Origin of the sequence: Bradyrhizobium sp. Bra64, from assembly GCF_024519875.1 — a bacterium.
Taxonomy (GTDB): Bacteria; Pseudomonadota; Alphaproteobacteria; order Rhizobiales; family Xanthobacteraceae; genus Bradyrhizobium; species Bradyrhizobium japonicum_G.
In genome coordinates, this window is sequence record NZ_JALJRD010000001.1 from 1,347,060 (window position 1) to 1,371,972 (window position 24,913).

A 24,913-nucleotide genomic window follows, 5' to 3' on the forward strand; every position below is an offset into this window, starting at 1 on the left:
GCCCATTGCACGCAGCTGTGATCGGGGAACCTCGGCCGCGCCTGTAACGAGTGACGCTCCCCTCCGTAAAGGGCGTAGCGAACGCTCCGTTCGCCAACAGTTGCGCGCGCGGTCAGGGGAGACATCGTCACATGAAAGGCGTCGCCGAGAATGGCGGCGGTTCTTATCGTTCGCTCGCCATTCTGCGCTGGGTCATGGTGATCGTATTCGTCTCGTTTGGAATGCAGAAATTCACGCTGCAATCCGCACAGGGCATCGCTCAGTTCATCAGCAAAAGCCCGTTCATCTCCTGGCTGTCGGTGTTCGGCCTGAGGGGAGAGGTCTATTTTCTCGGTGTCGCCGAATTCGTGATTGCGGCGCTGCTCGCGGCCGGCAGCTTCAGTCCGGTCATGTCCGCGCTCGGTTCGTTCATGGGCATGGTGACCTTCGCGATCACTTGGTCGTTCTTCTTCACGACGCCGGGCGTCGTCAAATGGAGCCTTTCGTCCGATCCGATGGCGTGGAATCTGACCGGCGAATTTCTGTTCAAGGATATCGTCCTGCTGTGCGTTTGCGGGGTGTTGTTTCTCGCCTCTTTGCCGCGGTCGGTTGTCCGACTGCGCACCGGCTGAGCGTCAAGCCCCTCACCGCCGGATGCGGTAGATCACGACGTCATTGCCGTGGCGTATCGTGCTTTGCTCGAGCAGATAATTCGACTTCTCCAGCACCCGGCGGGACGCGCCGTTCCCGACATAGACGATGCCGATGAGGGACGGCAGCTCGAATCGCGACAGGCCGATGTCCGTCAGCGCCGTCGCGATCTCGCTTGCCAGTCCCTGGCCCCAGAACTCGCGCTTGAACGCGTAGGCGATCTCGATCTCGTCGATGTCGTCCACCATGATGTGGCGGATGCCCGCCCGTCCGGCGAATGTCCCGTCCTTCGATCGCAGCACCCAGAGCCCGAAGCCGTGCTGGTCCCAATGCGCCATGTTGGTGCCGAGATAGGTCCTGGTCACCTCGGGTGCGCGCACGCCGCCGAGATAGCGCGACACCTCGGCATCGAGATGCAGCGCGACGAGATCGTCGAGGTGATCTTCGTTCAGCCTCTCCGCGGTCAGTCTGCTGGTGCTGAAATGATCCATGGAGACAGATAGCAGCTTTCTGAGCCGGACGTCACCACGCCGGCGAGGAGTCTTCGCGTGCAGTGCTAGCGCAACGGTCGCTGTGACTGCAATCCCGGCCGCACCGGGATTGCGTTTTCCGGCCGCCTTGTCGGGATGTCGGGGGCGTGCCGGACACGGCATCGTGTTCTCCTGACTGAGAGAGTTGGACGAAAACGCCCAGAGGGTGTGAATTGCCTCACACACACGTAGTCGCTCCGGACTTACGGTATGCTCTAATTCCGCGTAGAGCGGCCCGTACGAACTATCTCGAGCAAGAGGGAGTTCAGGCTATGGCTAGCATCGTGTTGGGAATTGTCGTTTCCATTCTACTATCGACACAGGCCTCGCTGGATCAGGTCGGCGACGCCGCGTCCGAACTGCTACCTTCGCTGGTACGCTGGTCCATCACGTTGCTGGGCCTTGTCGTGGCAGGCCGGTTGGCCTGGCAAGCGTTTGGCCGTGCGGTCACCATTGCCGAAGTCCCGACTTTCCCTCGATACATGACGACCCGGCAGCAGTATCGACTGGGCGGTTTCATCTTCGTCGTATTCTCATGCGGCTTTTTCCTTCTTCTCATCCATGAGAACCGCGACGTCATCGCCCTGGCGCCGCTGGTTCCCGCAATTCCGGAAGCCGTCGTAGAGGCCGCGAAAAGTCAGTCCGCGCCCTATCTGACCGTCGTCGCCGCGATGGGGGCCGTGTATCTGTTCCTTCTGACAAAGGAGGCTCAGTGGAACGTCCTGCTGATGGTCCGCGACGTGATCCAGAGCTGGATCAGCGTGCCTCAACTCGCCAAGCAGATCATGGCGCAAATCCGCTTCTCGCTGCGCGTGCCACAGGACGTGCTCTCGAAGGTCATCGCGAATTCGCCGGACGTCGTCGATCAGGACTTCCGCAAGGATCCGAACACCCCGGATCGGATGTGGGCGGAAATCTGCTACATGAAATGGTGGCTGACGCAGGGGCGCGACACTGGAGATGACGCCACCTTCTTCACCGAGGACAGCTTTGGTTTCGACAAGCTGATGGCGGACTTCCAGCAAGCGGCGCCGACAATGAGCCAGTGGAAAGCCGGCACGCTGATGGGGCTCGCCGCGCCCCAGGCCACGCAATTGATCAAAGACCTCTACAACCGGTTTGCCCGGCTTGTCGCGTGTTACCTGATCTACCGCAACGGGTCCCGAATTGACCTGCGCAATGAGGCCAGCAAGTTCGGCATCGAAATCGATGCTCCCATTCACGACAATCCGTTGCGATACTGGATCGTCTATATCATTGCACTGATCTGTTCCGTCTATCTGGGCGTGACCATTTCGGCCGTCGTGTATGACGTGCTGCAGGGCAGGGGTATCGTCTGGGCGCAAGACCCCAATCGCTCGATGGCATGGGTCATGTATTCGCTCTGCAATTATGGATTCGCGATCGTCGTCGTTCTCTTGCTTCGATTTGCGATGTCTTCTCTGGGAAACAATTCAGATCAGTCGCACCTCACGACCTATTGCTGGAGCTTTCTGGTCGCGCTCGTCGTGGGGCCCGCGGGTCTGACGGTGGCCGTGCATTACTTCGGCGAGGGCAATCTGCGGGAAATGTCCCTTGCCAGTCTTTACTATGCGATGTTGAAGTGGGGGCTCGGGCCGGCGCTCGTGACCGTCTATATTTCGTACTATCTCGACAGGCAGAGCTGCTCCGATCTGCCGGACATCGATAATTCAGTACGAACGGTCGCGTGGCGGCTGTCCAATTGCCTAGGCTTTGCGGCAACCAACGTGTTCCTGCTTCTTCCGCCCTTGCTGTCGATGACGGCACAGGAAGGGGCGATCTGGGAAACCAGCAAGCTGCGCTTCATTGCGGCCGGCACGACGTTCTGTCTGGCACTCGGCCTCGCATTGGCGGCCCAGTTCGCACTCAAGAAGGACCGCGTTGGAGCAGTGCTGGCTCACAAGCCGGCATGATCCCGGATACGGTCGGTCATGGCGATGATGGCATTGTGCCGGTGTTTTGCCCGACGGGTCAACCGGCGCTTTGCCGGTAGCCCGGATGGAGCGGCTTGTCCGCCGTAGCTCGAGGAGCAAAGGCGGAAGCCGCTCCATCCGGGCTACGGTCGGATGATTTCGTGCTTGCCTAACCCATTGATCTCACAGCTTCCGTCTACTGTGCATGGGGTTGTTTTCGCAGCTTTGGTTTGAGGGGGCTCTATCCCGCCCCCAACGCGACCGCGATATTGTAGGTCAGAAGGCTCGCCGCATAGGCCAGCACCAGCATGTAGCCGAAGGTCACTGCCATCCATCGCCAGCTTCCGGTCTCGCGGCGGATCACGGCCAGCGTCGAGGCGCATTGCGGGGCGAAGATGTACCAGGCCAGCATCGACAGCGCGGTCGCGAGCGACCATTTCGTCGCCAGCACCTGGCCGATCTGCTCGGCCGCTTCCTTGCCGCCTTCGATCGCATAGACGGTGCCGAGGGCGGCGACCGCGACCTCGCGGGCCGCCATGCCCGGGATCAGCGCGACCGCGATCTGCCAGTTGAAGCCGACGGGGGCGAGCAGGGGCTCGAGCGCCTTGCCGATGATCGCGGCGAGGCTGAAGTCGATGGCGGGCTCCGTGGCGCCCGCCGGCGGCTGCGGGAACGAGGCCAGGAACCAGATCAGCACCATCATCGAGAAGATCGTGGTGCCGGCGCGGTGCAGGAACATCTTGGCGCGCGTGGTGACGCCGATCACGATCGATTTCAGCCGCGGCATCTTGTAGTCGGGCAGCTCCAGCATGAACGGCGCCGGTGCATAGTCGCGGAGCATGAAGAATTTGATCAGGAACGAGACGGCCAGCGCGCTGGCGATGCCGGCCGCATAGAGGCCGAACATCACGAGGCCCTGGAGGTTGACGAAGCCCCAGACGTCCTTCGCCGGAATGAAGGCGGAGATGATCAGCGTGTAGACGGGGATGCGCGCCGAGCAGGTCATCAGCGGCGCGATCAGGATCGTGGTCAGCCGGTCGCGCTTGTTGTCGATTACGCGCGTCGCCATGATGCCGGGAATGGCGCAGGCAAAGCTCGACAGCAGCGGAATGAAGGCGCGGCCGTGCAGGCCGGCGCCGCCCATGATGCGGTCCATCAGGAACGCGGCGCGCGCCATGTAGCCGAAATCTTCCAGGAGCAGGATGAACAGGAAGATGATGATGATCTGCGGCAGGAACACGATGACGCTGCCGACGCCCGAGATCACGCCGTTCTGCAGGAAGCTCTGCAGCAGGCCGGCGGGCAGGGTGGCGTGCACGAACTCGCCGAGCGCGTCGAAGCCCGAGTTGAGCAGCTCCATCAGCGGCTGCGCCCAGGCGAACACCGCCTGGAACATCACGAACAGGATAGCCGCGAGCACGATCAGGCCGCCGACCGGATGCAGCACCACGGCATCGATCCGCGCGGTCCAGGTGTCGGGTCTAGCAGGCAGGCTGACGCAGTCGGCGATGATGCGGTCGGCCTCACGCTGGGTGGAACGCAGTTCGCCGACGCTGAGCGCGCGCCAGGTATTCTCCTGCGGCTCGGCGGCGAGTCTTGCCGAGATCTCGTCCGTCAGCGTCAGCAGGTCGGCCGTGCCGCCCTTGCGCACCGCGATCGAGGTGACCACGGGGACGCCGAGCTCCTTGGCGAGCCGCTCCACGTCGACGGTGATGCCGCGCCGGGCCGCGATGTCGAACATGTTGAGCACGAGGACCATCGGCCGGCCGGTGCGCTTGAGCTCCAGCAGCAGGCGGATGGTCAGGCGCAGATTGGTGGAATCGGCCACGCACAGCACGAGATCGGGCACCGTCTCGCCGGAGGCCTTGCCGAGCACGAAGTCGCGGGTGATCTCCTCGTCCGGGCTGCGGCCGCGCAGCGAATAGGTGCCGGGCAGGTCGACCACCGAGACCTGGCGGCCCTGGGGCGTGACGAAGAAGCCTTCCTTGCGCTCGACGGTGACGCCCGGATAGTTCGCGACCTTCTGCCGGCTGCCGGTCAGCGCATTGAACAGCGAGGTCTTGCCGCTGTTGGGCGTGCCGACCAGGGCGAGATGCAGCAGGGGTAATTCCATGGGATTTACTGGTCCGGCCGCATCACGCGACGATGATGGCCATGGCTTCGCGCCGACGCACCGCGATCGTGATGCTGTCGACCCGCACGGCGATCGGGTCGCGCCCGACCAGCCCCTCGTGCAGGACCTCGACCCGGGCACCCTCGACGAAGCCGAGCTCGATCAGCCGGCTCTCGAGCTCGATGTCGGAGAGCGCCGAGGCCGCTTCTTTGACGGAAAGGTGCTGGATGACGCCGGTGTAGCCGCGCTGGGCCAGACCAAGCGGCATATGCGGGCGCGTGTCATTGGTTTCGGTCATGCCCTGTATTTTCAACGCAGGGCATCGAGGTCAAGCGCGCGGGTCGGCCGAAACTGCACCTTAGAGCGATTTTAAAGTGCAGAGCCGGACGCCGCCGAGGGCGAAGCCCCAACGCCTATTGGGCCGGGACCTTGTCCGGCTGGAGGGCGGCCATGGCGCGGCTCTTGAAGTAGTCGAGCACGAACAGGCGGATCGCCGAGGACAGATTGCCCTGCTGGCGGTTGCCGTCGATCTCGCCGACCAGCTCGGACAGCGTCATGTTGCGCAGGCCCGAGATCTCCTTCATGCCGTTCCAGAACGCCTCTTCCAGGCTGACGCTGGTCTTGTGGCCGGCGACGACGATCGACCGTTTCACGACCGGCGATTTCATGGCTGTTCCTCGCGATCGATCTGATGCTGATCCAGGCGTTCCTTCGCCTGGTCCGCGCGCGTCTGCTCCGCCGACCGTTCCGCCTTCGTGCGGCCGAACTTCGCCCGGTTGGCGTCCGCCTGCTTCGCCGAGGTCTCCCGTTCGGCGCGCTTCCTGAAACGATTCAGGTTGATGACGTTCCCCATGCCGCGTCTCCATCATCCGATCCTCTGCAGGCAGGATGAAAACTTCAGAAACAGGGGGCCGCGTGGCGCCCCACAAGACTTGATCGCCATTCGCTTGTCCTCGTCAATCGGCCCTTGGACCATCAAACGATGAATTTCGCCCGGTGGAGGGCAGTGGGACTGCGTAACACGCCGCCCAGCCGCAACATTGACGGTAATCAAATCCCGCCGCCAAAGCCGCATATTTCTGTGGGCGGAGCGTCCGTATCACTACGGATGGCTATCGGAATTCGGAATTTTATCCCGGGCTGGTCATCTTCTCCGGGCGCACCAGGCGGTCGAACTCCTCCGCCGAGACGAAGCCGAGCCGCAGGGCCTCCTCCTTCAGCGTGGTGCCGTTGGCATGCGCCGTCTTGGCCACCTTGGCGGCGTTGTCGTAGCCGATTTTCGGCGCGAGCGCCGTCACCAGCATCAGCGAGCGCTGCATCAGCTCCTTGATGCGCTTCTCGTCGGCGCGGATGCCGCTGACGCAATGCTCGGTGAAGGAGCGCGCGGCGTCCGCCATCAGGCGGATCGAGTGCAGCATGTTGTAGGCCAGCACGGGCTTGTAGACGTTGAGCTCGAAATGGCCCTGGCTGCCGGCGACCGTGATCGCGGTGTGATTGCCGAACACCTGGCAGCACACCATGGTCATCGCCTCGCACTGCGTTGGATTGACCTTGCCCGGCATGATCGAGGAGCCCGGCTCGTTCTCCGGCAGGATCAGTTCGCCGAGGCCCGAGCGCGGGCCCGAGCCGAGCAGGCGGATGTCGTTGGCGATCTTGAACAGGCCTGTCGCAACCGAATTGATGGCGCCGTGCACCAGCACATAGGCGTCGTTCGAGGCCAGCGCCTCGAATTTGTTGGCGGCACTGGTGAAGGGCAGCTTCGTGATCCCGGCGACGTGCTTTGCGAACAGTTTTGCGAAGCGCGGCTTCGAATTGAGGCCGGTGCCGACGGCGGTGCCGCCCTGCGCCAGCGGATGCAGCTCCTTCACCGCGACCTTGAGCCGGGCGATGCCGCTTTCGACCTGGGCGGCATAGCCGGAAAACTCCTGGCCGAGCGTCAGCGGCGTCGCATCCTGGGTGTGGGTGCGGCCGATCTTGACGATGTTCGAAAACGCCTTCTCCTTCTTGCGCAGCGCGCGGAGCAGCTCGCCGAGGGCCGGGACGAGATCGGCATTGATGCGGCTTGCGGCCGCGATGTGCATCGCGGTCGGGAACGAGTCGTTGGACGACTGGCTCATGTTGACGTGATCGTTGGGATGCACGGGCTTCTTGGCGCCGAGCTCGCCGCCGAGCAGCTCGTTGGCGCGGTTGGCGATCACCTCGTTGAGATTCATGTTGCTCTGGGTGCCCGAGCCGGTCTGCCACACCACGAGCGGAAAATGATCGTCCAGCTTGCCCTCGATCACCTCGCGCGCGGCGCGGATGATGGCATTGGCGCGGCGCCGGTCGAGCAGGCCGAGTTCGAGGTTGGACTGCGCTGCGGCGAGCTTGACGATGCCGAGCGCATGCACGAGCGAGATCGGCATGCGGTCGATGCCGATGCGGAAGTTCTGGCGCGAGCGTTCGGTCTGCGCCCCCCAATAGCGATCGGCGGGGACCTCGATGGGGCCGAAGCTGTCGGTCTCGGTGCGGGTCGCGGGGTGGACGGTCTTTGAGTTGGTAGCCTTGGCCATGAGCACATCCATTGCGCCGCACCAAACGCCGGGCGGCTTCTTCATGTGCCTCTATATAGGGAGTCTGGCCGCGTGCGACGGGCTCTGGCCCGATCTAGATCATTTCTTGCGGAAACGATCGAGCCGCACGACTTCGGCGCCGCCCTGGTTGGGGCCCGCCGGCTCCTCGGTGCTTTCCGCGGGCTCGGCGGCAGGCGCCGGCACCGCGACGGCCGACGGCGCGGAAGTGGCCGGCAAGGTCTCGGGCGCGACCTCGGCGACATCGGAGGTGTCGAACTGGAGGCCGAACTTCACGGACGGGTCGAGGAAGCTCTTGATGGCACTGAACGGAACGATCAGCCGCTCCGGAATGCCGCCAAAGGACAGGCCGACCTCGAAACGGTCCTCAAGCACGATCAGATCCCAGAACTGGTGCTGCAGGATGATCGTCATCTCTTCGGGATATTGCGCCAGCAGCCGCGACGAAAGCTTCACGCCCTCGGCCTTCGACACGAAGGTGATGAAGAAATGATGCTCGCCCGGCAGTCCATGGGAGGCGGCATCAGTCAGCACCTTGCGCAGCACGCCGCGCAACGCGTCGCGAGCCAGCACATCGTATCGGATATGATCGGTCGTCATGGTGGTCCTGTTGCATTCCAGGAGCTGGGCCCTGCCGGCCCGACTCGCCAAGCCGCAATAGTACCGCGCCTGACGGGTCAGCAGGAGTCCCCGCGGGGTAGGAAATAAAAGGCAAGTGGAGGCTTCTGTTGCCAGGTGCCTCCGAACCCCGCCTAACGGAGCTTAACCCGTTAGGACTTCAGAATGGTCTTTCAAACTGCGTTACGCAGCCTGAGCAACCGGAGCAAAGTTGTCGTTGGCAACTATTGCATAGCCCGATAACGGCGGAACAATACCGAGAAAAAGAACGCCCTTTACGCCCTCGTCGATCCTATTTCGCCCCCGCCAAAACCCGCTTTTGGGCTCGCCCGCTGGTGGGCTTTGGTGGAGGCGCCGGGTACCGCCCCCGGGTCCGAATGGTTTATTGCGACGACCGTTTATTTCCATAGCCGGCGAACCGGCACCCCCAATATAGGGCGCAAAGGTTTCAAATGACAGGTGTTTCGAGCAGTCTTGGCGAGGTTCCCTTTGGATAGGTTCCGGACGGCTGTCCGGATGACCTTGGCCCCGCTGCCGCGCCCGTTCTAAGCTCCTGACATGTCCCTGGATTCCGCACCGGCCGCACAAGAGCCCGGTATCCCCACCGTCCATGCTTCTCCACCCGGCCTCGTCGCGCTGTTCCTGGCCTTCGCCCGGATGTCGCTGGCCGGCTTCGGCGGGGTTTTGGTGTTTGCCCGGCAGGCCATCGTCGAGCGGCACCGCTGGATGACGGCGGACCAGTTCAACGAGACCTTTGCGCTCTGCCACTTCCTGCCCGGGCCCAACATCGTCAATCTGTCGATGGTGTTCGGGTCGCGGCTGCGCGGGATCGCGGGCGGCGTTGCCGCCTTTACCGGGCTGCTGCTGCCGCCGACGCTGATCATGACTGTGCTTGCGATCGTCTACGCCAGGTTCGGCGATGTGGAGGTGCTGCGCCGCGTCCTGGCGGGCATCTCCTGTGCGGCGGTCGGCCTCTTGATCGCGGTGGTCTTCCGCATGATGACGCCGCTGCTCAAGCGGCTGGACGCCGTCGCGCTCATCCTGATGCTGGGGGTGTTCCTCGCCATCGGCGTCCTTCGCCTGCCGCTCCAGGCCGTGCTTCTGGTCGCGATCCCCCTGAGTGTCGGCGCCATCTTCCTGATGCGGCGGAAGGTAGCAGCATGAACGCCGAGAACCCGATCTGGGCGCTGATCTCCACCTTTGGTCTGATGTCGCTGTTTGCAGTCGGCGGTGCCGCGGCGGCGGTGCCCGAGATGCACCGCATCGCGGTCGAGGTGCATCACTGGATGACGGACAAGCAGTTCGCCGACGCCTACGCGATCGCGCAGCTCTCGCCAGGTCCGAACGTGCTTATCGTGACGTTAATCGGCTATGCCGTCGCCGGCATTCCCGGTGCGCTGGCGGCGACGCTGGCGATGTGCCTGCCGACGGCGCTGCTTGCCTATTGTGTCAGCCGGCTCCTCAACCGGCCGAGCCAATCGCGCTGGCCCGGGCTGATTCAGGCTGCACTGGTTCCGCTCTCGATCGGATTGATGTCAGCCAGTGCCCTGATCCTGGCCCAGTCGACCGATCGCACGCTTGCTGCATTGCTCCTGACCGCGACGGTTGCGGTGATCGCCTCGATCTCGCGCATCAATCCACTATGGCTTTTGCTCGTCGGAGGCCTGTTGGGTTTTGCTGGCATTGTTTAATGAAAATCGCTAGGCAGTGATCCGGGCGGGGGATCGTTTTCCAGCCGATTAGAACAACATTGCTCGTGACTTACGGGTCGCGGAGGAGACAGGCATGGCCGATACGATGGGCCACTCGGCGACAGCCAACCGAAACACGTCGGTGGTGATCAGCTTTTGTCTGCTGGCCATAGCGCCGCAGATTTTCGAATTCATCTGGTCGTTCGGGACGATCTTTGGCTGGGGCGCCGGACGTGGCCCGGCCGCCGTCGTGATCAGCCACGCTACGGCGCTGCTCGCGGGCGCGCCCGGCGCGTTACTCGGGGTGGTCGGCGGTGACACCAAGAAGGCGTCATCCGATGTGCTGCTGGCGCTGATCTATTCCTATCCGATCTTTGCGGTCGCGATCCTCACGATCTTCATGACGATCAGGTCGGCGCAGGACTATGTCGGCGGTATCGTTCTGATGGCGCTCGCCTTGTTCGCGCTGTGGGCCTCCAGCGATTTGCAGGGTATGCGCGGCTTCTCCTTTGGCGCCGGCACGGCGCCGCGAATGTTTGGCGGGCTCCTCGTCGCACTTGGCGCCGGCATCGCGTTGACGGGACTGCTGACCGATGGGCCGAACATGGCGCACTATGCCTGGCGTGGGCCGCTCTTCGTGATGGTCTCGATCGTCTTCTTCGCGCTGGCGATCCGTCCGCTTGGGGTGGTGGTTTCGGCATTCACGAGCTTCCTGATCGCGGCGATGGGCACGCATGAGACGCGCTGGGTCGAAACGATCATCGTCGGCGCCTGCCTGACGGCCGGCTGCGCAATTCTATTCCCCTACGTGCTCGGATTGCCGATGCCGATGTTCCCGCGTTTCCTGGTCCAGTGAGGGCGTAATGGATATTTTTGCCAACCTCGCTCACGGGTTCGCCGTCGCGCTTTCTCCGATCAACCTCCTGATGTGCCTGATCGGTGCCCTCGTCGGCACGCTGGTCGGCGTTCTCCCGGGTATCGGCACCATTGCGACGGTCGCAATGCTGCTGCCGATCACCTTCGGACTGCCGCCGGTCGGCGCCTTGATCATGCTCGCCGGCATCTATTACGGCGCGCAATATGGCGGTTCGACCACGTCGATCCTCGTGAACATACCGGGCGAGGCGACATCGGTCGTCACCGCCATCGACGGTCACCAGATGGCCAAGCAGGGCCGTGCCGGCCCGGCGCTGGCGATCGCGGCGATCGGCTCGTTCTTCGCCGGCTGCGTTGCGACCGTGCTCATCGCCGTGCTCGGCGCGCCGCTGACCAAGCTTGCGTTGGCGTTCGGCCCGGCCGAATATTTCTCGCTGATGGTGCTCGGCCTGATCTTCGCGGTGGTGCTGGCCAAGGGCTCGGTGCTGAAGGCGATCGCGATGATCGTATTCGGTCTGCTCTTGTCGATGGTCGGCTCCGACATCGAGACCGGCGCCTCGCGCATGGCCTTCAACATTCCGGAGCTTGCCGATGGTCTCGGCTTCGCGACGGTTGCGATGGGCGTGTTCGGCTTCGCCGAGATCATCCGCAATCTCGACGCCGGCGCCGAGATGAACCGCGATCTCGTGCAGCAGAAGATCACCGGCCTGATGCCGACCAGGAAGGATCTGAAAGACTCGGCGCCTGCGATCCTGCGCGGCACGGTGCTCGGCTCGATCCTCGGCATCCTGCCGGGCGGCGGTGCTGTGATCGCCTCGTTCGCGGCCTATACACTCGAGAAGAAGATCGCCAAGGACCCGTCGCGGTTCGGCCGCGGCGCGATCGAGGGTGTGGCGGCGCCGGAAAGCGCCAACAACGCCGCAGCGCAGACGTCTTTCATCCCGCTGCTCACCCTCGGCATCCCGCCGAACGCGGTGATGGCGCTGATGGTGGGCGCGATGACCATCCATGGCATCGTGCCGGGTCCGCAGGTGATGCAGAAGCAACCCGACCTCGTCTGGGGCATGATCGCCTCGATGTGGATCGGCAATCTGATGCTGATCATCATCAACCTGCCGCTGGTCGGAATCTGGGTGCGGCTCTTGCGCGTGCCTTACCGGCTGATGTTCCCCTCGATCGTGATCTTCTGTGCGATCGGCATCTACTCGGTGAACAACGCGCCGGTCGACGTCATCCTCGCGGGTGTCTTTGGCCTGGTCGGCTATTGGCTGATCAAGCACGATTTCGAGCCGGCGCCGCTGCTGCTCGGCATGGTGCTCGGACCGCTGATGGAAGAGAACCTGCGCCGAGCACTTCTGATCTCGCGCGGCGATTGGAGCGTGTTCCTGACGCGTCCTCTGTCGGCGGTGCTGCTCGCGATTGCGGCCTTCCTGCTGGTGCTGACGCTGTTGCCCATGCTGCGTGCCAAGCGCGATGAGGTGTTCACCGAATCCGAGAACTGAGGGCGACGCGCCAGCGTCGGCGCCGTAGCTCAAACCCAAGCCGGCAAGTTAGCCAGCAGGATCAAGCTGATAGGCAAGGGGGCGGAGCGCAGGTTCCGCCCCCTTGCCGTTTGCACCGAGAGCGCTCACTTTTCCGGGTATAATGCAAAAGGATGGCGAATCGCCGCTGTCGCAGTGCGGAGGCGGTCGTTAAATTCGCCGCCTTCCCAAAGGCTCAGTTGCACATGCACCAATATCAGGACCTGCTCGAGCGGATTCTTTCAGACGGCGCCGAGAAAACCGACCGGACCGGCACCGGCACGCTGTCGGTGTTCGGCCATCAGATGCGCTTCAACCTGTCCGCCGGTTTCCCGATGCTGACCACCAAGCGGCTGCCGCTGAAGGCGATCGTGCATGAGCTGCTGTGGTTCCTGAAGGGTGACACCAACATCAAATATCTGCGCGACAAGGGCGTCAGCATCTGGGACGAGTGGGCGGACGCCAATGGCGATCTCGGACCCGTCTACGGCCATCAATGGCGTTCCTGGCCCGCGCCGGACGGGCGCAGCATCGACCAGATCGCTAACGTGGTCGACATGATCAAGCGCAATCCGGACTCCCGCCGCCTGATCGTCTCGGCCTGGAATCCGGCCGAGGTCGACAAGATGGCGCTGCCGCCGTGCCATTGCCTGTTCCAGTTCTACGTCGCCAACGGCAAGCTATCGTGCCAGCTCTACCAGCGCTCGGCCGACGTGTTCCTCGGCGTGCCCTTCAACATCGCGTCCTATGCGCTGCTCACCATGATGGTCGCGCAGGTCACCGGCCTGAAGCCCGGCGACTTCGTGCATTCGTTCGGCGATACCCACCTCTATTCCAACCATCTGGAGCAGGCGCGGCTCCAGCTCACGCGCGCGCCGCGCGCGCTGCCGGTGATGCGGATCAATCCCGACGTGAAGGACATCTTCTCCTTCCGCTACGAGGATTTCGAGCTCGTCGGCTACGACCCGCATCCGCACATCAAGGCGGAAGTCGCGGTCTAGCGTCGATGTCGCTCAACATCCGCCGCGCGCGTCCCGGCGAAGCCGGACTCGTTCTCGCGTTCATTCGGGAGCTTGCCGAATACGAAAAGCTTTCGCACGAGGTCGAGGCGACCGAGGCGATGATCGAGGAGGCTTTGTTCGCTGACGATCCGCGGCTCTTCTGTGCGATCGCCGAATGGAATGGCGAGCCGGCCGGCTTTGCGGTGTGGTTTCTCAATTTCTCCACCTTCAGCGGCCGCTACGGCATCTATCTCGAAGATCTCTACGTGCGGCCGCCGCATCGGGGCAGGGGCCTCGGCAAGGCGCTGCTGGTCTATCTGGCGAAGCAATGCGTCGAGAACGGCTGGTCGCGGCTGCAATGGGCGGTGCTGGACTGGAACGCCCCGTCGATCGCATTCTACAGATCGCTCGGCGCCGTCATGCTGGACGATTGGACGCTGTGCCGCGTCGCCGGGCCTGCGCTGACACGACTTGCCGGGAGCCAATCCTGATGGAGATCGTCTTCGTCGTTGCGATCGCGGAGAACGGCGTCATCGGCGCCGGCAACGCGATCCCGTGGCGATTGAAATCCGACATGGCGCGTTTCAAGGCGCTCACGATCGGCAAGCCCGTGATCATGGGCCGCAAGACCTTCGAATCCCTGCGCCGGCCGCTGCCGGGCCGCACCAACATCGTCGTCACGCGCGATGCGGGCTATCGCGCCAATGGTGCCATCGTCACGACGTCGGCTGCCGATGCAGGGATGGTCGCGCGCGGCGATGCCCTGCGGCGTTCGGTCGCCGAGATCGCGGTGATCGGCGGCGCCGAAATCTATCGGCAATGGCTCGATCGCGCCGATCGCCTCGAAATCACCGAAGTGCATGCGCGTCCCGAAGGCGACACGCATTTCGACATCGACAAGGCGGAATGGGATGAGGTGGCGCGCGTCCGCCATCCTGCCGGCCCCGACGACGGCGCCGACTTCTCCTATGTGACATATCGTCGGCGGCGGCCCCATTAACCGCTTTTGCCAATGTTTACATTGACTTTTTCGTGCCCGAGCATAGCTCGGAGGGCGGCGAGGGCTGCGTTGTAAGGGACCTGCCTGTCCCCTATAAAGCCGGACCGGACAATGCGGGCCGGATCAGTTTTAATCCGGTCTGCCGAGGAGAACGTCGAATGCCGTGGAAGAATCAGGGCGGTGGCCCGTGGGGCTCGGGTCCAAAGGGACCATGGGGCTCAGGCCCGCAACCGGTCGGGCCGAGGCCGCCGGATCTGGAAGACCTTCTGCGGCGCGGTCAGGACCGCCTTCAGCAGATCATGCCGGGTGGCTATTTCTCCGGCATCGGCATCACGCTGATCCTGCTCATCATCGTCGCGCTCTGGCTGTTGTCGGGCTTTTTCCGCGTGCAGTCTGAAGAACAAGGCGTCGTGCTGCGCTTTGGCAAGCACGTGCGGACCGTGGACCCGGGCCTGAATTATCACCTGCCCTATCCGATCGAGACAGTGCTGCTGCCGAAGGCGCTACGCGTCTCCACCATCTCCATCGGCATGACACTGATCGACGATCCGGCCCGGCGTGGCCGCTCCATCCGCGACGTGCCGGAAGAGAGCCTGATGCTGACCGGCGACGAGAACATCGTCGATGTCGACTTTACCGTGCTTTGGCGCATCAAGCCGAACGGCGTCGGCAACTTCCTCTTCAACATCCAGAACCCCGAAGGCACTGTGAAGGCCATCGCCGAGAGCGCGATGCGCGAAGTGATCGGCCGCTCCAACATCCAGCCGATCCTGACCGGGGCGCGGACGCAGACCGAAAGCACCGTGCAGGACTTGATGCAGAAGACGCTCGACAACTACGGCGCCGGCATCCAGATCGCCCAGGTGCAGATGCAGAAGGTCGATCCGCCCGCACAGGTGATCGATGCGTTCCGCGACGTGCAGGCGGCGCGCGCCAACCTCGAGCAGTTGCAGAACGAAGCGCAGACCTACGCCAACAAGGTGGTGCCGGAGGCGCGCGGCCGCGCGGCTCAGATCGTGCAGGCGGCCGAAGGCTACAAGGAGCAGGCGGTTGCCGAGGCCAAGGGCCAGAGCTCGCGCTTCCTGAAGGTGTACGAGGAATACAAGAAGGCGCCCGACGTGACGCGTGAACGGATTTATCTGGAGACGATGGAGCGCGTGCTCGGCGGCTCGGAAAAGCTGATCTATGACGGAAGCTCCTCGGGGCAGGGTGTCGTGCCCTATCTTCCGCTCAACGAATTGACGCCCAAGCGGCCGTCCACGACGACCGGCCAGCAGTCGAGCGGAGGCAGCCGATGAGGTCTCCGGTCACAGGTATCGTCGCGCTTCTCGGACTTCTGCTGGTCGTGATCGTCGCCTACATGTCGCTGTTCACGGTGCAACAGACCGAGCAGACCATAGTGCTGCAGTTCGGCAAGCCGGTGGACGTCGTCACCGATCCCGGGCTGCATTTCAAGGCTCCGTGGAACTCGGTGATCAACATCGACAAGCGGATTCTCGACCTGGAGAATCCCTCTCAGGAGGTCATCGCCTCCGACCAGAAGCGCCTCGTGGTCGACGCCTTCGCGCGTTACCGGATCAAGGACGCGTTGCGTTTCTATCAGAGCGTCGGTTCGATCCAGGCGGCCAACCTCCAGCTCACGTCGCTCTTGAACGCGGCGCTGCGCCGCGTTCTCGGCGAGGTCAACTTCATCACCGTCGTGCGTGACGAGCGCGAGAAGCTGATGGGGCGGATCCGCGAGCAACTCGACCGTGAGGCCGACGGCTACGGCATCGAGGTCGTCGACGTCCGCATCCGTCGCGCCGATCTGCCGGAGCAGAACAGCCAGGCGGTCTACCAGCGCATGCAGACCGAACGTCAGCGTGAAGCCGCCGAATTCCGCGCGCAGGGCGGTCAGAAGGCGCAGGAGATCCGCTCCAAGGCCGATCGCGAGGCGACGGTGATCATTGCCGAAGCGAACTCGACCGCCGAACAGACGCGCGGCGTCGGTGACGCCGAGCGCAACCGTCTGTTCGCGGAGGCCTACGGCAAGGATGCCGACTTCTTCGCCTTCTACCGGTCGATGACGGCCTATGAGAACGGGCTGCGCTCGAGCGACACCCGCTTCCTCTTGCGCCCGGACTCGGATTTCTTCCGGTATTTCAGCAACCCGAGCGGCAAGACGGCGACCGAGACACCGGCGAAGCCGTGAGCTAGACAGAGGGCGGCAGTTCTGCCGCCCTTCGTCCAGACAAGAGAGCACAACGGGAGGTTCCAATCCGATGAGGTCCATTGCGTTCGCCGACTTCCTCATCGGCTTAGGCATCCTGTTCGTGCTGGAAGGCTTGATGTTTGCGGCCAGTCCGGCCTGGATGCGCAAGGCCATGAAAAGCGCCATGGCCACCCCCGACAACGTCCTGCGGGCGGTCGGGATCGGTTCGGCCGTGGCCGGCTTGATCCTGATCTGGGTTATGCGACGTCCAATTTAGCCACAGCGCCAACGCCAAAGTGAAGGCGAGAGACCGGTTTTCGCCTTATTATCCGGGTGTTGAGGCCTGTTGAGGTCCGCGCTTGCGCCGTCCCCCCGTTCGAGCGCAGTCTTGACGCCGAATCCTTGTTTTCTGGAGATCACAATGACCGCTGCCACCATTGCACCGATCCGCTTGCGCTTAGGGCTGGCTGCGCTCGCCGTCAGTGCTTTCAGCGCGTTCGGCACGCCGGCCTATGCGCGCGGACCGGAAGGCATTGCCGACGTCGCCGAGAAGGTGATCGACGCGGTCGTCAACATCTCGACCTCGCAGACCGTCGAGGCCAAGGGCGGCGGCAGCAACACCATGCCGCAACTGCCGCCCGGCTCGCCGTTCGAGGAGTTCTTCGACGACTTCTTCAAGAACCGCAAAGGTCCCGGCGGCGGCGGCAAGGGCGGCGACAACGGCCCACCACGCAAGACCAACTCGCTCGGAAGCGGCTTCATCATCGACACATCGGGCATCGCTGTCACCAACAACCATGTCATCGCGGACGCCGACGAGATCAACGTCATCCTCAACGACGGCACCAAGATCAAGGCCGAGCTGGTCGGTGTCGACAAGAAGACCGACCTTGCCGTGCTGAAGTTCAAGCCGACGAAGCCGCTGGTCGCGGTGAAGTTCGGCGACTCCGACAAGCTCCGCCTCGGCGACTGGGTGGTCGCGATCGGCAATCCGTTCAGCCTCGGCGGCACGGTGACGGCCGGAATCGTCTCGGCCAAGAACCGCGACATCTCCAACGGGCCCTATGACAGCTACATCCAGACCGACGCCGCCATCAACCGCGGCAATTCCGGCGGCCCGCTGTTCAACCTCGATGGCGACGTCATCGGCGTCAACACATTGATCATCTCGCCGTCCGGCGGCTCGATCGGCATCGGCTTCGCCGTGCCGTCGAAGACGGTCGCCGGCGTCGTCGACCAGCTCCGTCAGTTCGGCGAATTGCGCCGCGGCTGGCTTGGCGTGCGCATCCAGAGCGTCACCGACGAGATCGCCGAAAGCCTCAACATCAAGCCGCCGCGCGGCGCGCTGGTCGCCGGCGTCGACGACAAGGGCCCGGCCAAGCCCGCCGGCATCGAGCCCGGCGACGTCGTCGTCAAGTTCGACGGCAAGGACGTCAAGGACCCCAAGGACCTTTCCCGCGTCGTTGCCGACACGGCGGTCGGCAAGGAGGTCGACGTCGTCATCATCCGCAAGGGCCAGGAGGAGACCAAGAAGGTCACGCTCGGCCGTCTCCAGGATCCCGAGAAGGTGCAGGCCGCGGTGAAGGCCGACGAGCCTGCTCCAGAAAAGACTGTGACGCAGAAGGCGCTTGGCCTAGATCTGGCGGCACTCAGCAAGGATCTGCGCACGCGCTACAAGATCAAGGACAGCGTCAAGGGCGTGGTCGTCACCAACGTCGACGCCAATTCGGACGCCGCCGAGAAGCGGCTCTCCGCCGGCGACGTCATCGTCGAGGTGGCGCAGGAGGCGGTCGCCAGCGGCGCCGACATCCAGAAGCGGGTCGACCAGCTCAAGAAGGACGGCAAGAAGTCCGTACTGCTGCTCGTCTCCAACGGCGACGGCGAGCTGCGCTTCGTGGCGCTGAGCGTTCAGTAAGGTCTCTGGAATACTGGATCACCCGCTCCACTGCGCAATTGCGCACAAGACGGGTGATGACAGCGGAGAGGGCGTTACGCCTCCACGAACTCGCGCCGCCGATACCCCTGCGCATACAGCAGCGCGGTGAGATCGCCGTGATCGATTCGCGCCGCTGCCGCGGCGGCCACCGCCGGCTTGGCGTGATAGGCCACGCCCAGCCCCGCCGCCTGGATCATCGCGAGGTCATTGGCGCCGTCGCCGACCACGACGGAATCGATGTCGTCGAGATCGAACGACTCCATCAGATCCACCAGCGTCGCGAGCTTCGCCGCGCGGCCCAGGATCGGCTCCCTCACCTCGCCGGTGAACTTGCCGTCGCGGACGACGAGCTCGTTGGCGCGGTTTTCCTGGAAGCCGATCCTGGCGGCGACCGCGCTGGTGAACAGCGTGAATCCACCGGAGACGAGACAGGCATAGGCGCCGTGGGCGCGCATGGTTGCGACCAGCTCACGGCCGCCTGGCGTCAGCGTGATGCGTTCGGCCAGCACCTTGTCGACCACGCCGACCGGGAGGTCCTTCAGCAGCGCGACGCGCTCGCGCAGCGCCGGCTCGAACTCGATCTCGCCGCGCATCGCGCGATCGGTGATGGCAGCCACGTGGGCCTTCAACCCGGCAAAATCGGCGAGCTCATCGATGCATTCCTGGCTGATCATGGTGGAATCCATGTCGGCGAGAAAAAGCTTCTTGCGCCGGAAGCCGACTGGCTGCACGACGATGTCGATGGGCAGGTCGCCGCGAAGCTCGCGGAGCCGCTGTTCGATGGCGTGACGGTCGCCTTCGAGGTTACTGTCGGCGCCGAAGGGGATGTCGACCGCAACCCCGTCGAACAGCCAGTGCGCGGGAGCTGCCTGAGGCAGCACCGCGCGGGCGCCGTCGACGATGGTAGAGTCGAGCGCGGGATTATTCGGGTTGCAGATCAGCGTGGCGACGAGGGACATTTGAGGTTTTCGTGAGCGAGAGGCAGGTCAGCGGAAGCTATGTCGGCAAGGCCGTGCTTATCGCAGGCCCGACCGCCAGCGGCAAGTCGGCGCTGGCGCTCGAGCTGGCGCTCGCTGCGGGCGGGGTCGTGATCAATGCCGATTCCATGCAGGTCTACCGCGACCTCCGCATCATCACGGCGCGTCCCACCCATGGCGACGAGGCGCGCGCTCCGCATCGCCTTTACGGTCATGTCGATGCCGCCATGAATTTCTCGGCCGGTGCCTGGGTCAGTGATGCGGCGAAGGCGCTCGACGAGGCGAAGGCCGAGGGTCGCCTGCCGATCTTCATCGGCGGCACAGGGCTCTATTTCAAGGCGCTGACGGCGGGCCTGTCCGTTGTGCCGGCGATCCCCGCAGAGGTGCGCGAGGACGTGCGGGCGCGGCTGGAACGGAACGGCGTCGAGGCGCTGCACGCGGAACTCGCAGTCTCCGATCCGCGTGCGGCCGAGCGATTGAACCTGCGCGACCGCACCCGGATCGCGCGCGCGCTCGAAGTGGTCGAGGCGACCGGGCGTTCGCTGCTCGACTGGCACCATGAGGGCCAGCCGCCCTTGCTGCCCAAGGACAGTTTTCGCGCGGTGTTTCTCGCGCCCGAACGCGACGAGCTCTACGCGCGCATCGACGCCCGCTTCGATGCCATGTTGGGCGCCGGCGCGCTGCAGGAGGTCGAGCAACTCGCCGTCCGACACCTCGATCCGTTGTTGCCGGCCATGAAGGCCCATGGCGTGCCGGCCTTGATCCGGCATCTGCGTGGCGAGCTCAGCCTGGAGCAAGCCGGCACGATCGGCCGTGCCGATACCCGCCATTACGCCAAGCGGCAATTCACCTGGTTCCGGCACCAGCTGCCGGAATTCGAATGGTTGAAGCCGCAGGACGCACGGGGGTGGCTCGCGGCGATCGTGAGGGCGGCTCGGGACCCCGGCTGACACGGTTTTGTGCCGCGGTTCCCAAATTTACCTCTCGCCGAAGCCCGGGAACACCGCTACACTGGCAAAATCGCGCGGGAAGGGCCGCATTGCCTTGACATCAGGGCATTGGTCGCTATGTTTCGCGCAACCTTCGGGAAGCCGGACACCTGCCATGCGTAACATTATTACCAAACTCCTTATCGCCGTCGTACCCAGGCACACCGCCGGGGGTGGCTAGCTGCCATCCACATGACAGGCGGTGTGCATGGGTCCCTCTTCGGGGCCTTTTTTATTTCCCGAACCAGACACAAAGAAGCCGCTGACAACAGCGCATCCGGAGCAAGCCAATGAACGACAAGAGCCACGATCCGAACCAGATGACCGGCGCAGCGATGATCGTCCGCGCACTCATCGATCACGGCGTGACCGACATTTTCGGCTATCCCGGCGGCGCGGTGCTTCCGATCTATGACGAGATCTTCCAGCAGAGCGAGGTCCAGCACATCCTGGTCCGCCACGAGCAGGGTGCGGGCCATGCCGCCGAGGGCTATGCGCGCTCGACCGGCAAGCCGGGCGTTGCCCTGGTGACGTCGGGCCCCGGCGCCACCAACATGGTGACGCCGCTGACCGACGCGCTGATGGACTCGATCCCGCTGGTCTGCATCTCCGGCCAGGTGCCGACGCACCTGATCGGCAACGACGCGTTCCAGGAATGCGACACCGTCGGCATCACGCGCCCCTGCACCAAGCACAATTGGCTGGTGCGCGACGTCAACGATCTCGCCAAGATGCTGCACGAGGCCTTCTATGTCGCGACCACGGGCCGTCCGGGCCCGGTGCTGGTCGACGTCCCCAAAGACGTGCAGTTCGCGACCGGCACCTATCATCCGCCGCGCAAATCCGACGTGCATCGCTCCTACGCGCCGCGCGTGAAGGGCGATGCGACGCAGATCCGCAAAGCCGTCGCGCTGCTCGCCACTGCCAAGCGCCCCGTGATCTACAGCGGCGGCGGCGTCATCAATTCCGGCCCTGAGGCCACCAAGCTGCTCCGGGAACTGGTCGAGGTCACCGGTTTTCCGATCACCTCGACGCTGATGGGACTGGGTGCGTATCCAGCGTCGGGCAAGAACTGGCTCGGCATGCTCGGCATGCACGGCACCTACGAGGCCAACATGACGATGCATGATTGCGACGTCATGCTGTGCGTCGGCGCGCGCTTCGACGACCGCATCACCGGCCGCGTCGACGCGTTCTCGCCAGGCTCGAAGAAGATCCACATCGACATCGACCCGTCCTCGATCAACAAGAACATCCGCGTCGACGTGCCAATCATCGGCGATTGCGGCAACGTCCTCGGCGACATCCTCCAGGTGTTCAAGGCGGAGGCGAAGAGGCCCGACATCAAGGCGTGGTGGCAGCAGATCGCGCAATGGCGCGCCCGCAACTCGCTCTATTACAAGAAGAGCAACGACGTCATCCTGCCGCAGCATGCGATCCAGAGCCTGTTCGAGGCGACGCGCGGCAGGGATACCTACATCACGACCGAGGTCGGCCAGCACCAGATGTGGGCGGCGCAGTTCTACGGCTTCGAGGAGCCGCATCGCTGGATGACGTCGGGCGGTCTCGGCACCATGGGCTACGGCCTGCCGGCCGCGGTCGGCGTGCAGGTGGCCCATCCCGACAGCCTGGTCATCGACATCGCCGGCGATGCCTCGGTGCAGATGACGATGCAGGAGATGTCGACGGCGGTTCAGTACGAACTGCCGATCAAGATCTTCATCCTGAACAACCAGTACATGGGCATGGTGCGGCAGTGGCAGCAGCTGCTGCACGGCAACCGGCTGTCGCATTCCTATTCGGAGGCGATGCCGGACTTCGTCAAGCTCGCGGAAGCCTATGGCGGCGTCGGCTTCCAGGTGCACAAGCCCGGCGATCTCGACGGTGCCATCCAGGAGATGATCTCGGTCAAGCGCCCGGTGCTGTTCGACTGCCGCGTCGCGTCGCTGGAAAACTGCTTCCCGATGATTCCCTCCGGCAAGGCGCACAACGAGATGCTGCTGCCGGAGCAGGCCAACGACGAAGCCACGGCAAAGGCATTTGCCGGCGGCAAGGCGCTGGTGTGACGCGATGTTCGACCTGAAGGAGCTCGAGCGCGCGCACGAGATCGTGGGGCAGGCGGTGCCGGCGACGCCGGCGCACGCCTGGCCGCTGCTCAGCCAGCGGCTCGGCACGCAAGTTCTGGTCAAGCATGAAAATCACACGCCGATCGGCGCCTTCAAGGTGCGCGGCGGGCTCGTCTATCTCGACCGGCTGAAGCGCGAACGGCCGAACGTTCCGGGCATCATCTCGGCGACGCGCGGCAATCATGGCCAGAGCCTGGCCTTTGCCGCGAGCCGCCACGGCGTGCCGGCGGTGATCTACGTGCCCCGCGGCAACTCGGTCGAGAAGAACCGGGCGATGAAGGCGTTTGGCGCCGAACTGATCGAGCATGGCGACGACTTCCAAGCCGCGCGCGAGGAGGCGGGGCGCCACGCGCAATTCGCCGGGCTTCACATGGTGCCGTCGTTCCACCCAGACCTCGTTCTGGGGGTGGCGACCTACGCGCTCGAGCTGTTCGGGGCCGCGCCCGATCTCGACATTCTCTACGTACCGATCGGGCAGGGCTCCGGCATCTGCGGCTGCATCATGGCGCGCGATCTCCTGGGCCTGAAGACCGAGATCGTCGGCGTGCAGTCGACCGAGGCGCCGTCCTACGCGCTATCGTTTGCGGCAGGTCACGTCGTGACCACCGAGAGCAGCAACACGCTGGCCGACGGGATGGCGACGCGCATTCCCGACGGGGATGCGTTCGCGCTGATCCGCAAGGGCGCCTCGCGCATCGTAGAGGTTACCGACGACGAGGTCGCCGCCGCGATCCGCGCCTACTGGACCGACACGCACAATCTCGCCGAAGGCGCCGGCGCCGCCGCGCTCGCCGCGGCGCTTCAGGAAAAGACAAAACTGTCGGGCAAGCGCGTCGGTCTCGTGCTGTCCGGCGGCAATATCGATTTCGATCTGTTCCGCCGTTGGGTCGGAACGGACGCGCCAGCAATGGCGTGACGGGAGACAAGAGGGGACGACAATGAACCAGCCCGCATCCGCCTATTTCATCGAGGAGCGTCACGATCCCAACGAGACGCACACACTATCGGTGCTCGTGCAGAACGAGCCCGGCGTGCTCGCCCGCGTCATCGGCCTGTTCTCCGGGCGCGGCTATAACATCGAGAGTCTCACGGTCTCGGAGACCGAAAGCCAGAAGCATCTCTCGCGCATCACCATTGTCACCACGGGCACGCCGATGGTGATCGAGCAGATCAAGCACCAGCTCGACCGCATGATCCCGGTCTATCGCGTCGTCGACATGACGCTGACCAAGCGCTCGATCGAGCGCGAGCTTGCGATGGTGAAGGTGCGCGGACTGGGCGAGCATCGGGTCGAAGCGCTGCGACTGGCGGACGCCTTCCGCGCCAGGGTGATCGACGCCACCACCGAGAGCTTTGTGTTCGAGATCACAGGCAATACCGACAAGATCAATCAATATATCGACCTGATGCGTCCGCTCGGCCTTGTCGAGGTGTCGCGCACCGGCGTCGCCGCGATCGGCCGCGGGCCTGAAGGGATGTGAGACATGCTGGCGCGCGACTGGTACTACAACGAGCGGAACCGGATGGGGATCGGGCCTGCAGTGGCCTCGATCTACGACTCCCACGACGATGCCGATCTGCGGGCGCGCGCCGCGCTGAAGATGCTCGGCGTCCAGCGCGGCTGGCGCATCGCCGATATCGGTTGCGGCAACGGCGTGCTGGCGACCGAGGCTGCGCTGATGGGCGCCGAGGTCGACGCCATCGACATCTCGCCTGCGATGCTTGCGCTCGCCGAGATCTATGCGCGTGACCGCAAGGCGCCCGTGCGGACGCAGTCCGCTGGTCTGCTCAGCTTCGCCTACCGGCCGGAATCCTATGACCTGATCGTCAGCGAATTCACACTGCACCATCTGCCGGATTTCTGGAAGGCGGTGGCGATGTCGCGGATCTATCGCGCGCTCAAGCCCGGTGCGACCTTCTATTTGCGCGACATCGTCTACGCTTCGATGCCCGATGCCGTCGAGCGCGACGTCGAGCAATGGGCCGACTTCGAGATCAAGAACCACGATTTCTCGCGGGCGAGCGTGGTCACGCATATGCGCGACGAATATTCCACCTTCGGCTGGGTGATGGAGCGGATGCTGACCGACGTCGGCTTCACGCTGGTCTCGGCCGACTACCAGGCGCCGATGCACGGCACTTATCTTTTGCGTAAACCGAAAGCCGGCGAGCAAGGCTAAGACAACAGGGCTGCACGACAGGGCAGAACCG

26 protein-coding genes and 1 other RNA gene are annotated in these 24,913 nt (G+C 64.1%); 18 read left to right on the forward strand and 9 right to left on the reverse strand.

The genetic code is table 11. The annotated features are described in order from the left end of the window. Positions 1–131: 131 nt before the first annotated feature. Positions 132–611 (forward strand): YkgB family protein, encoded by a 480-nt coding sequence (locus NR187_RS06445; RefSeq protein ID WP_256806075.1) that lies wholly within the window; start codon positions 132–134, stop codon positions 609–611. A 12-nt stretch (positions 612–623) separates the two neighbouring features. Here NR187_RS06445 and NR187_RS06450 read toward each other — a convergent pair whose 3' ends face one another. Continuing rightward, entirely contained in the window at positions 624–1,121 is a 498-nt protein-coding gene (locus tag NR187_RS06450; protein WP_256806076.1) for a GNAT family N-acetyltransferase, read from the reverse strand. Positions 1,122–1,432: 311 nt separating this feature from the next. On the opposite strand from NR187_RS06450, the gene NR187_RS06455 reads away from it, so the two are divergent. Further along, positions 1,433–3,094 (forward strand): hypothetical protein, encoded by a 1,662-nt coding sequence (locus NR187_RS06455; RefSeq protein WP_211384578.1) that lies wholly within the window; start codon positions 1,433–1,435, stop codon positions 3,092–3,094. 241 nt (positions 3,095–3,335) lie between these two features. On the opposite strand, the gene NR187_RS06460 is transcribed toward NR187_RS06455, so the two are convergent. From NR187_RS06460 to ssrA, 7 genes are all read right to left on the reverse strand, one after another. Continuing rightward, a complete protein-coding gene (locus NR187_RS06460) occupies positions 3,336–5,207 on the reverse strand; it encodes a ferrous iron transporter B (protein WP_211384579.1) in 1,872 nt (623 codons plus the stop codon). 22 nt (positions 5,208–5,229) lie between these two features. Then, entirely contained in the window at positions 5,230–5,505 is a 276-nt protein-coding gene (locus NR187_RS06465) for a FeoA family protein (protein ID WP_211384580.1), read from the reverse strand. Between the two features lie 115 nt (positions 5,506–5,620). After that, complete coding sequence (locus NR187_RS06470) at positions 5,621–5,875, reverse strand: ribbon-helix-helix domain-containing protein (RefSeq protein WP_211384581.1); 255 nt, start codon at positions 5,873–5,875, stop codon at positions 5,621–5,623. Then, positions 5,872–6,060, reverse strand: coding sequence for a DUF4169 family protein (locus NR187_RS06475; RefSeq protein WP_211384582.1), 189 nt, complete (start codon positions 6,058–6,060; stop codon positions 5,872–5,874). Before NR187_RS06475 ends, NR187_RS06470 begins: the two co-directional genes overlap by 4 nt. A gap of 277 nt (positions 6,061–6,337) precedes the next feature. Then, on the reverse strand, positions 6,338–7,771 hold the full coding sequence (gene fumC, locus NR187_RS06480; protein ID WP_211384583.1) for a class II fumarate hydratase: 1,434 nt from the start codon (positions 7,769–7,771) through the stop codon (positions 6,338–6,340). A gap of 87 nt (positions 7,772–7,858) precedes the next feature. After that, entirely contained in the window at positions 7,859–8,377 is a 519-nt protein-coding gene (locus tag NR187_RS06485; RefSeq protein WP_211384584.1) for an SspB family protein, read from the reverse strand. A 114-nt stretch (positions 8,378–8,491) separates the two neighbouring features. Beyond that, positions 8,492–8,857: a transfer-messenger RNA gene (gene ssrA / locus NR187_RS06490) on the reverse strand. Positions 8,858–8,953: 96 nt separating this feature from the next. On the opposite strand from ssrA, the gene NR187_RS06495 reads away from it, so the two are divergent. The 11 genes from NR187_RS06495 to NR187_RS06545 all read left to right on the forward strand — a co-directional run bounded on the left by NR187_RS06495 (position 8,954) and on the right by NR187_RS06545 (position 18,589). Then, a complete protein-coding gene (locus tag NR187_RS06495; protein WP_211384585.1) occupies positions 8,954–9,559 on the forward strand; it encodes a chromate transporter in 606 nt (201 codons plus the stop codon). After that, positions 9,556–10,086, forward strand: coding sequence for a chromate transporter (locus NR187_RS06500; protein ID WP_256806077.1), 531 nt, complete (start codon positions 9,556–9,558; stop codon positions 10,084–10,086). The genes NR187_RS06495 and NR187_RS06500 overlap by 4 nt, the downstream gene beginning before the upstream one ends. 94 nt (positions 10,087–10,180) lie before the next feature. After that, positions 10,181–10,942: a tripartite tricarboxylate transporter TctB family protein gene (locus NR187_RS06505; RefSeq protein WP_256806078.1), complete on the forward strand. Its 762-nt coding sequence runs from the start codon at positions 10,181–10,183 to the stop codon at positions 10,940–10,942. Positions 10,943–10,949: 7 nt separating this feature from the next. After that, a complete protein-coding gene (locus tag NR187_RS06510; protein ID WP_211384588.1) occupies positions 10,950–12,464 on the forward strand; it encodes a tripartite tricarboxylate transporter permease in 1,515 nt (504 codons plus the stop codon). 224 nt (positions 12,465–12,688) lie between these two features. Further along, a complete protein-coding gene (locus tag NR187_RS06515; protein ID WP_211384589.1) occupies positions 12,689–13,483 on the forward strand; it encodes a thymidylate synthase in 795 nt (264 codons plus the stop codon). Positions 13,484–13,488: 5 nt separating this feature from the next. After that, positions 13,489–13,974, forward strand: coding sequence for a GNAT family N-acetyltransferase (locus tag NR187_RS06520; RefSeq protein WP_211384590.1), 486 nt, complete (start codon positions 13,489–13,491; stop codon positions 13,972–13,974). Beyond that, a complete protein-coding gene (locus NR187_RS06525) occupies positions 13,974–14,483 on the forward strand; it encodes a dihydrofolate reductase (RefSeq protein WP_211384591.1) in 510 nt (169 codons plus the stop codon). Before NR187_RS06520 ends, NR187_RS06525 begins: the two co-directional genes overlap by 1 nt. 158 nt (positions 14,484–14,641) lie before the next feature. Beyond that, the gene (gene hflK / locus NR187_RS06530; protein ID WP_211384592.1) at positions 14,642–15,781 is read left to right on the forward strand and encodes an FtsH protease activity modulator HflK; all 1,140 of its coding nucleotides are present in this window, start codon (positions 14,642–14,644) and stop codon (positions 15,779–15,781) included. Continuing rightward, the gene (gene hflC / locus NR187_RS06535; protein ID WP_211384593.1) at positions 15,778–16,674 is read left to right on the forward strand and encodes a protease modulator HflC; all 897 of its coding nucleotides are present in this window, start codon (positions 15,778–15,780) and stop codon (positions 16,672–16,674) included. The genes hflK and hflC overlap by 4 nt, the downstream gene beginning before the upstream one ends. Positions 16,675–16,744: 70 nt before the next feature. Then, a complete protein-coding gene (locus tag NR187_RS06540; RefSeq protein WP_211384594.1) occupies positions 16,745–16,951 on the forward strand; it encodes a DUF2065 domain-containing protein in 207 nt (68 codons plus the stop codon). Between the two features lie 144 nt (positions 16,952–17,095). Beyond that, entirely contained in the window at positions 17,096–18,589 is a 1,494-nt protein-coding gene (locus NR187_RS06545; protein ID WP_211384595.1) for a Do family serine endopeptidase, read from the forward strand. A gap of 74 nt (positions 18,590–18,663) precedes the next feature. Here the strand turns inward: NR187_RS06545 and serB are convergent, their stop codons facing one another. After that, positions 18,664–19,569: a phosphoserine phosphatase SerB gene (gene serB / locus NR187_RS06550; RefSeq protein WP_256806079.1), complete on the reverse strand. Its 906-nt coding sequence runs from the start codon at positions 19,567–19,569 to the stop codon at positions 18,664–18,666. An 11-nt stretch (positions 19,570–19,580) separates the two neighbouring features. Here serB and miaA point away from each other — a divergent pair, with 11 nt between their 5' ends. The 5 genes from miaA (at position 19,581) to NR187_RS06575 (ending at position 24,882) form a co-directional block, all read left to right on the forward strand. After that, positions 19,581–20,537: a tRNA (adenosine(37)-N6)-dimethylallyltransferase MiaA gene (miaA, locus tag NR187_RS06555; protein ID WP_211384597.1), complete on the forward strand. Its 957-nt coding sequence runs from the start codon at positions 19,581–19,583 to the stop codon at positions 20,535–20,537. 329 nt (positions 20,538–20,866) lie between these two features. Beyond that, positions 20,867–22,642 carry an acetolactate synthase 3 large subunit gene (locus NR187_RS06560; protein WP_256806080.1) on the forward strand — a complete coding sequence of 592 codons (1,776 nt, stop codon included), beginning with the start codon at positions 20,867–20,869 and terminating at the stop codon, positions 22,640–22,642. A 4-nt stretch (positions 22,643–22,646) separates the two neighbouring features. After that, positions 22,647–23,618: a threonine dehydratase gene (locus NR187_RS06565; RefSeq protein WP_211384599.1), complete on the forward strand. Its 972-nt coding sequence runs from the start codon at positions 22,647–22,649 to the stop codon at positions 23,616–23,618. Between the two features lie 22 nt (positions 23,619–23,640). Then, positions 23,641–24,183, forward strand: a complete 543-nt coding sequence (gene ilvN, locus NR187_RS06570) for an acetolactate synthase small subunit (protein ID WP_211384600.1) — start codon at positions 23,641–23,643, stop codon at positions 24,181–24,183. Between the two features lie 3 nt (positions 24,184–24,186). Next, positions 24,187–24,882, forward strand: coding sequence for a class I SAM-dependent methyltransferase (locus NR187_RS06575; protein WP_211384601.1), 696 nt, complete (start codon positions 24,187–24,189; stop codon positions 24,880–24,882). Positions 24,883–24,913: the final 31 nt, after the last annotated feature.

What these genes read in the sequence shown, in the direction of transcription:
- NR187_RS06445 (WP_256806075.1), top strand. Translation starts at nt 132, where the DNA reads ATGAAAGGCGTCGCCGAGAATGGCGGCGGTTCTTATCGTTCGCTCGCC.
- NR187_RS06450 (WP_256806076.1), bottom strand. Translation starts at nt 1,121, where the DNA reads ATGGATCATTTCAGCACCAGCAGACTGACCGCGGAGAGGCTGAACGAA.
- NR187_RS06455 (WP_211384578.1), top strand. Translation starts at nt 1,433, where the DNA reads ATGGCTAGCATCGTGTTGGGAATTGTCGTTTCCATTCTACTATCGACA.
- NR187_RS06460 (WP_211384579.1), bottom strand. Translation starts at nt 5,207, where the DNA reads ATGGAATTACCCCTGCTGCATCTCGCCCTGGTCGGCACGCCCAACAGC.
- NR187_RS06465 (WP_211384580.1), bottom strand. Translation starts at nt 5,505, where the DNA reads ATGACCGAAACCAATGACACGCGCCCGCATATGCCGCTTGGTCTGGCC.
- NR187_RS06470 (WP_211384581.1), bottom strand. Translation starts at nt 5,875, where the DNA reads ATGAAATCGCCGGTCGTGAAACGGTCGATCGTCGTCGCCGGCCACAAG.
- NR187_RS06475 (WP_211384582.1), bottom strand. Translation starts at nt 6,060, where the DNA reads ATGGGGAACGTCATCAACCTGAATCGTTTCAGGAAGCGCGCCGAACGG.
- fumC (WP_211384583.1), bottom strand. Translation starts at nt 7,771, where the DNA reads ATGGATGTGCTCATGGCCAAGGCTACCAACTCAAAGACCGTCCACCCC.
- NR187_RS06485 (WP_211384584.1), bottom strand. Translation starts at nt 8,377, where the DNA reads ATGACGACCGATCATATCCGATACGATGTGCTGGCTCGCGACGCGTTG.
- NR187_RS06495 (WP_211384585.1), top strand. Translation starts at nt 8,954, where the DNA reads ATGTCCCTGGATTCCGCACCGGCCGCACAAGAGCCCGGTATCCCCACC.
- NR187_RS06500 (WP_256806077.1), top strand. Translation starts at nt 9,556, where the DNA reads ATGAACGCCGAGAACCCGATCTGGGCGCTGATCTCCACCTTTGGTCTG.
- NR187_RS06505 (WP_256806078.1), top strand. Translation starts at nt 10,181, where the DNA reads ATGGCCGATACGATGGGCCACTCGGCGACAGCCAACCGAAACACGTCG.
- NR187_RS06510 (WP_211384588.1), top strand. Translation starts at nt 10,950, where the DNA reads ATGGATATTTTTGCCAACCTCGCTCACGGGTTCGCCGTCGCGCTTTCT.
- NR187_RS06515 (WP_211384589.1), top strand. Translation starts at nt 12,689, where the DNA reads ATGCACCAATATCAGGACCTGCTCGAGCGGATTCTTTCAGACGGCGCC.
- NR187_RS06520 (WP_211384590.1), top strand. Translation starts at nt 13,489, where the DNA reads ATGTCGCTCAACATCCGCCGCGCGCGTCCCGGCGAAGCCGGACTCGTT.
- NR187_RS06525 (WP_211384591.1), top strand. Translation starts at nt 13,974, where the DNA reads ATGGAGATCGTCTTCGTCGTTGCGATCGCGGAGAACGGCGTCATCGGC.
- hflK (WP_211384592.1), top strand. Translation starts at nt 14,642, where the DNA reads ATGCCGTGGAAGAATCAGGGCGGTGGCCCGTGGGGCTCGGGTCCAAAG.
- hflC (WP_211384593.1), top strand. Translation starts at nt 15,778, where the DNA reads ATGAGGTCTCCGGTCACAGGTATCGTCGCGCTTCTCGGACTTCTGCTG.
- NR187_RS06540 (WP_211384594.1), top strand. Translation starts at nt 16,745, where the DNA reads ATGAGGTCCATTGCGTTCGCCGACTTCCTCATCGGCTTAGGCATCCTG.
- NR187_RS06545 (WP_211384595.1), top strand. Translation starts at nt 17,096, where the DNA reads ATGACCGCTGCCACCATTGCACCGATCCGCTTGCGCTTAGGGCTGGCT.
- serB (WP_256806079.1), bottom strand. Translation starts at nt 19,569, where the DNA reads ATGTCCCTCGTCGCCACGCTGATCTGCAACCCGAATAATCCCGCGCTC.
- NR187_RS06560 (WP_256806080.1), top strand. Translation starts at nt 20,867, where the DNA reads ATGAACGACAAGAGCCACGATCCGAACCAGATGACCGGCGCAGCGATG.
- NR187_RS06565 (WP_211384599.1), top strand. Translation starts at nt 22,647, where the DNA reads ATGTTCGACCTGAAGGAGCTCGAGCGCGCGCACGAGATCGTGGGGCAG.
- ilvN (WP_211384600.1), top strand. Translation starts at nt 23,641, where the DNA reads ATGAACCAGCCCGCATCCGCCTATTTCATCGAGGAGCGTCACGATCCC.
- NR187_RS06575 (WP_211384601.1), top strand. Translation starts at nt 24,187, where the DNA reads ATGCTGGCGCGCGACTGGTACTACAACGAGCGGAACCGGATGGGGATC.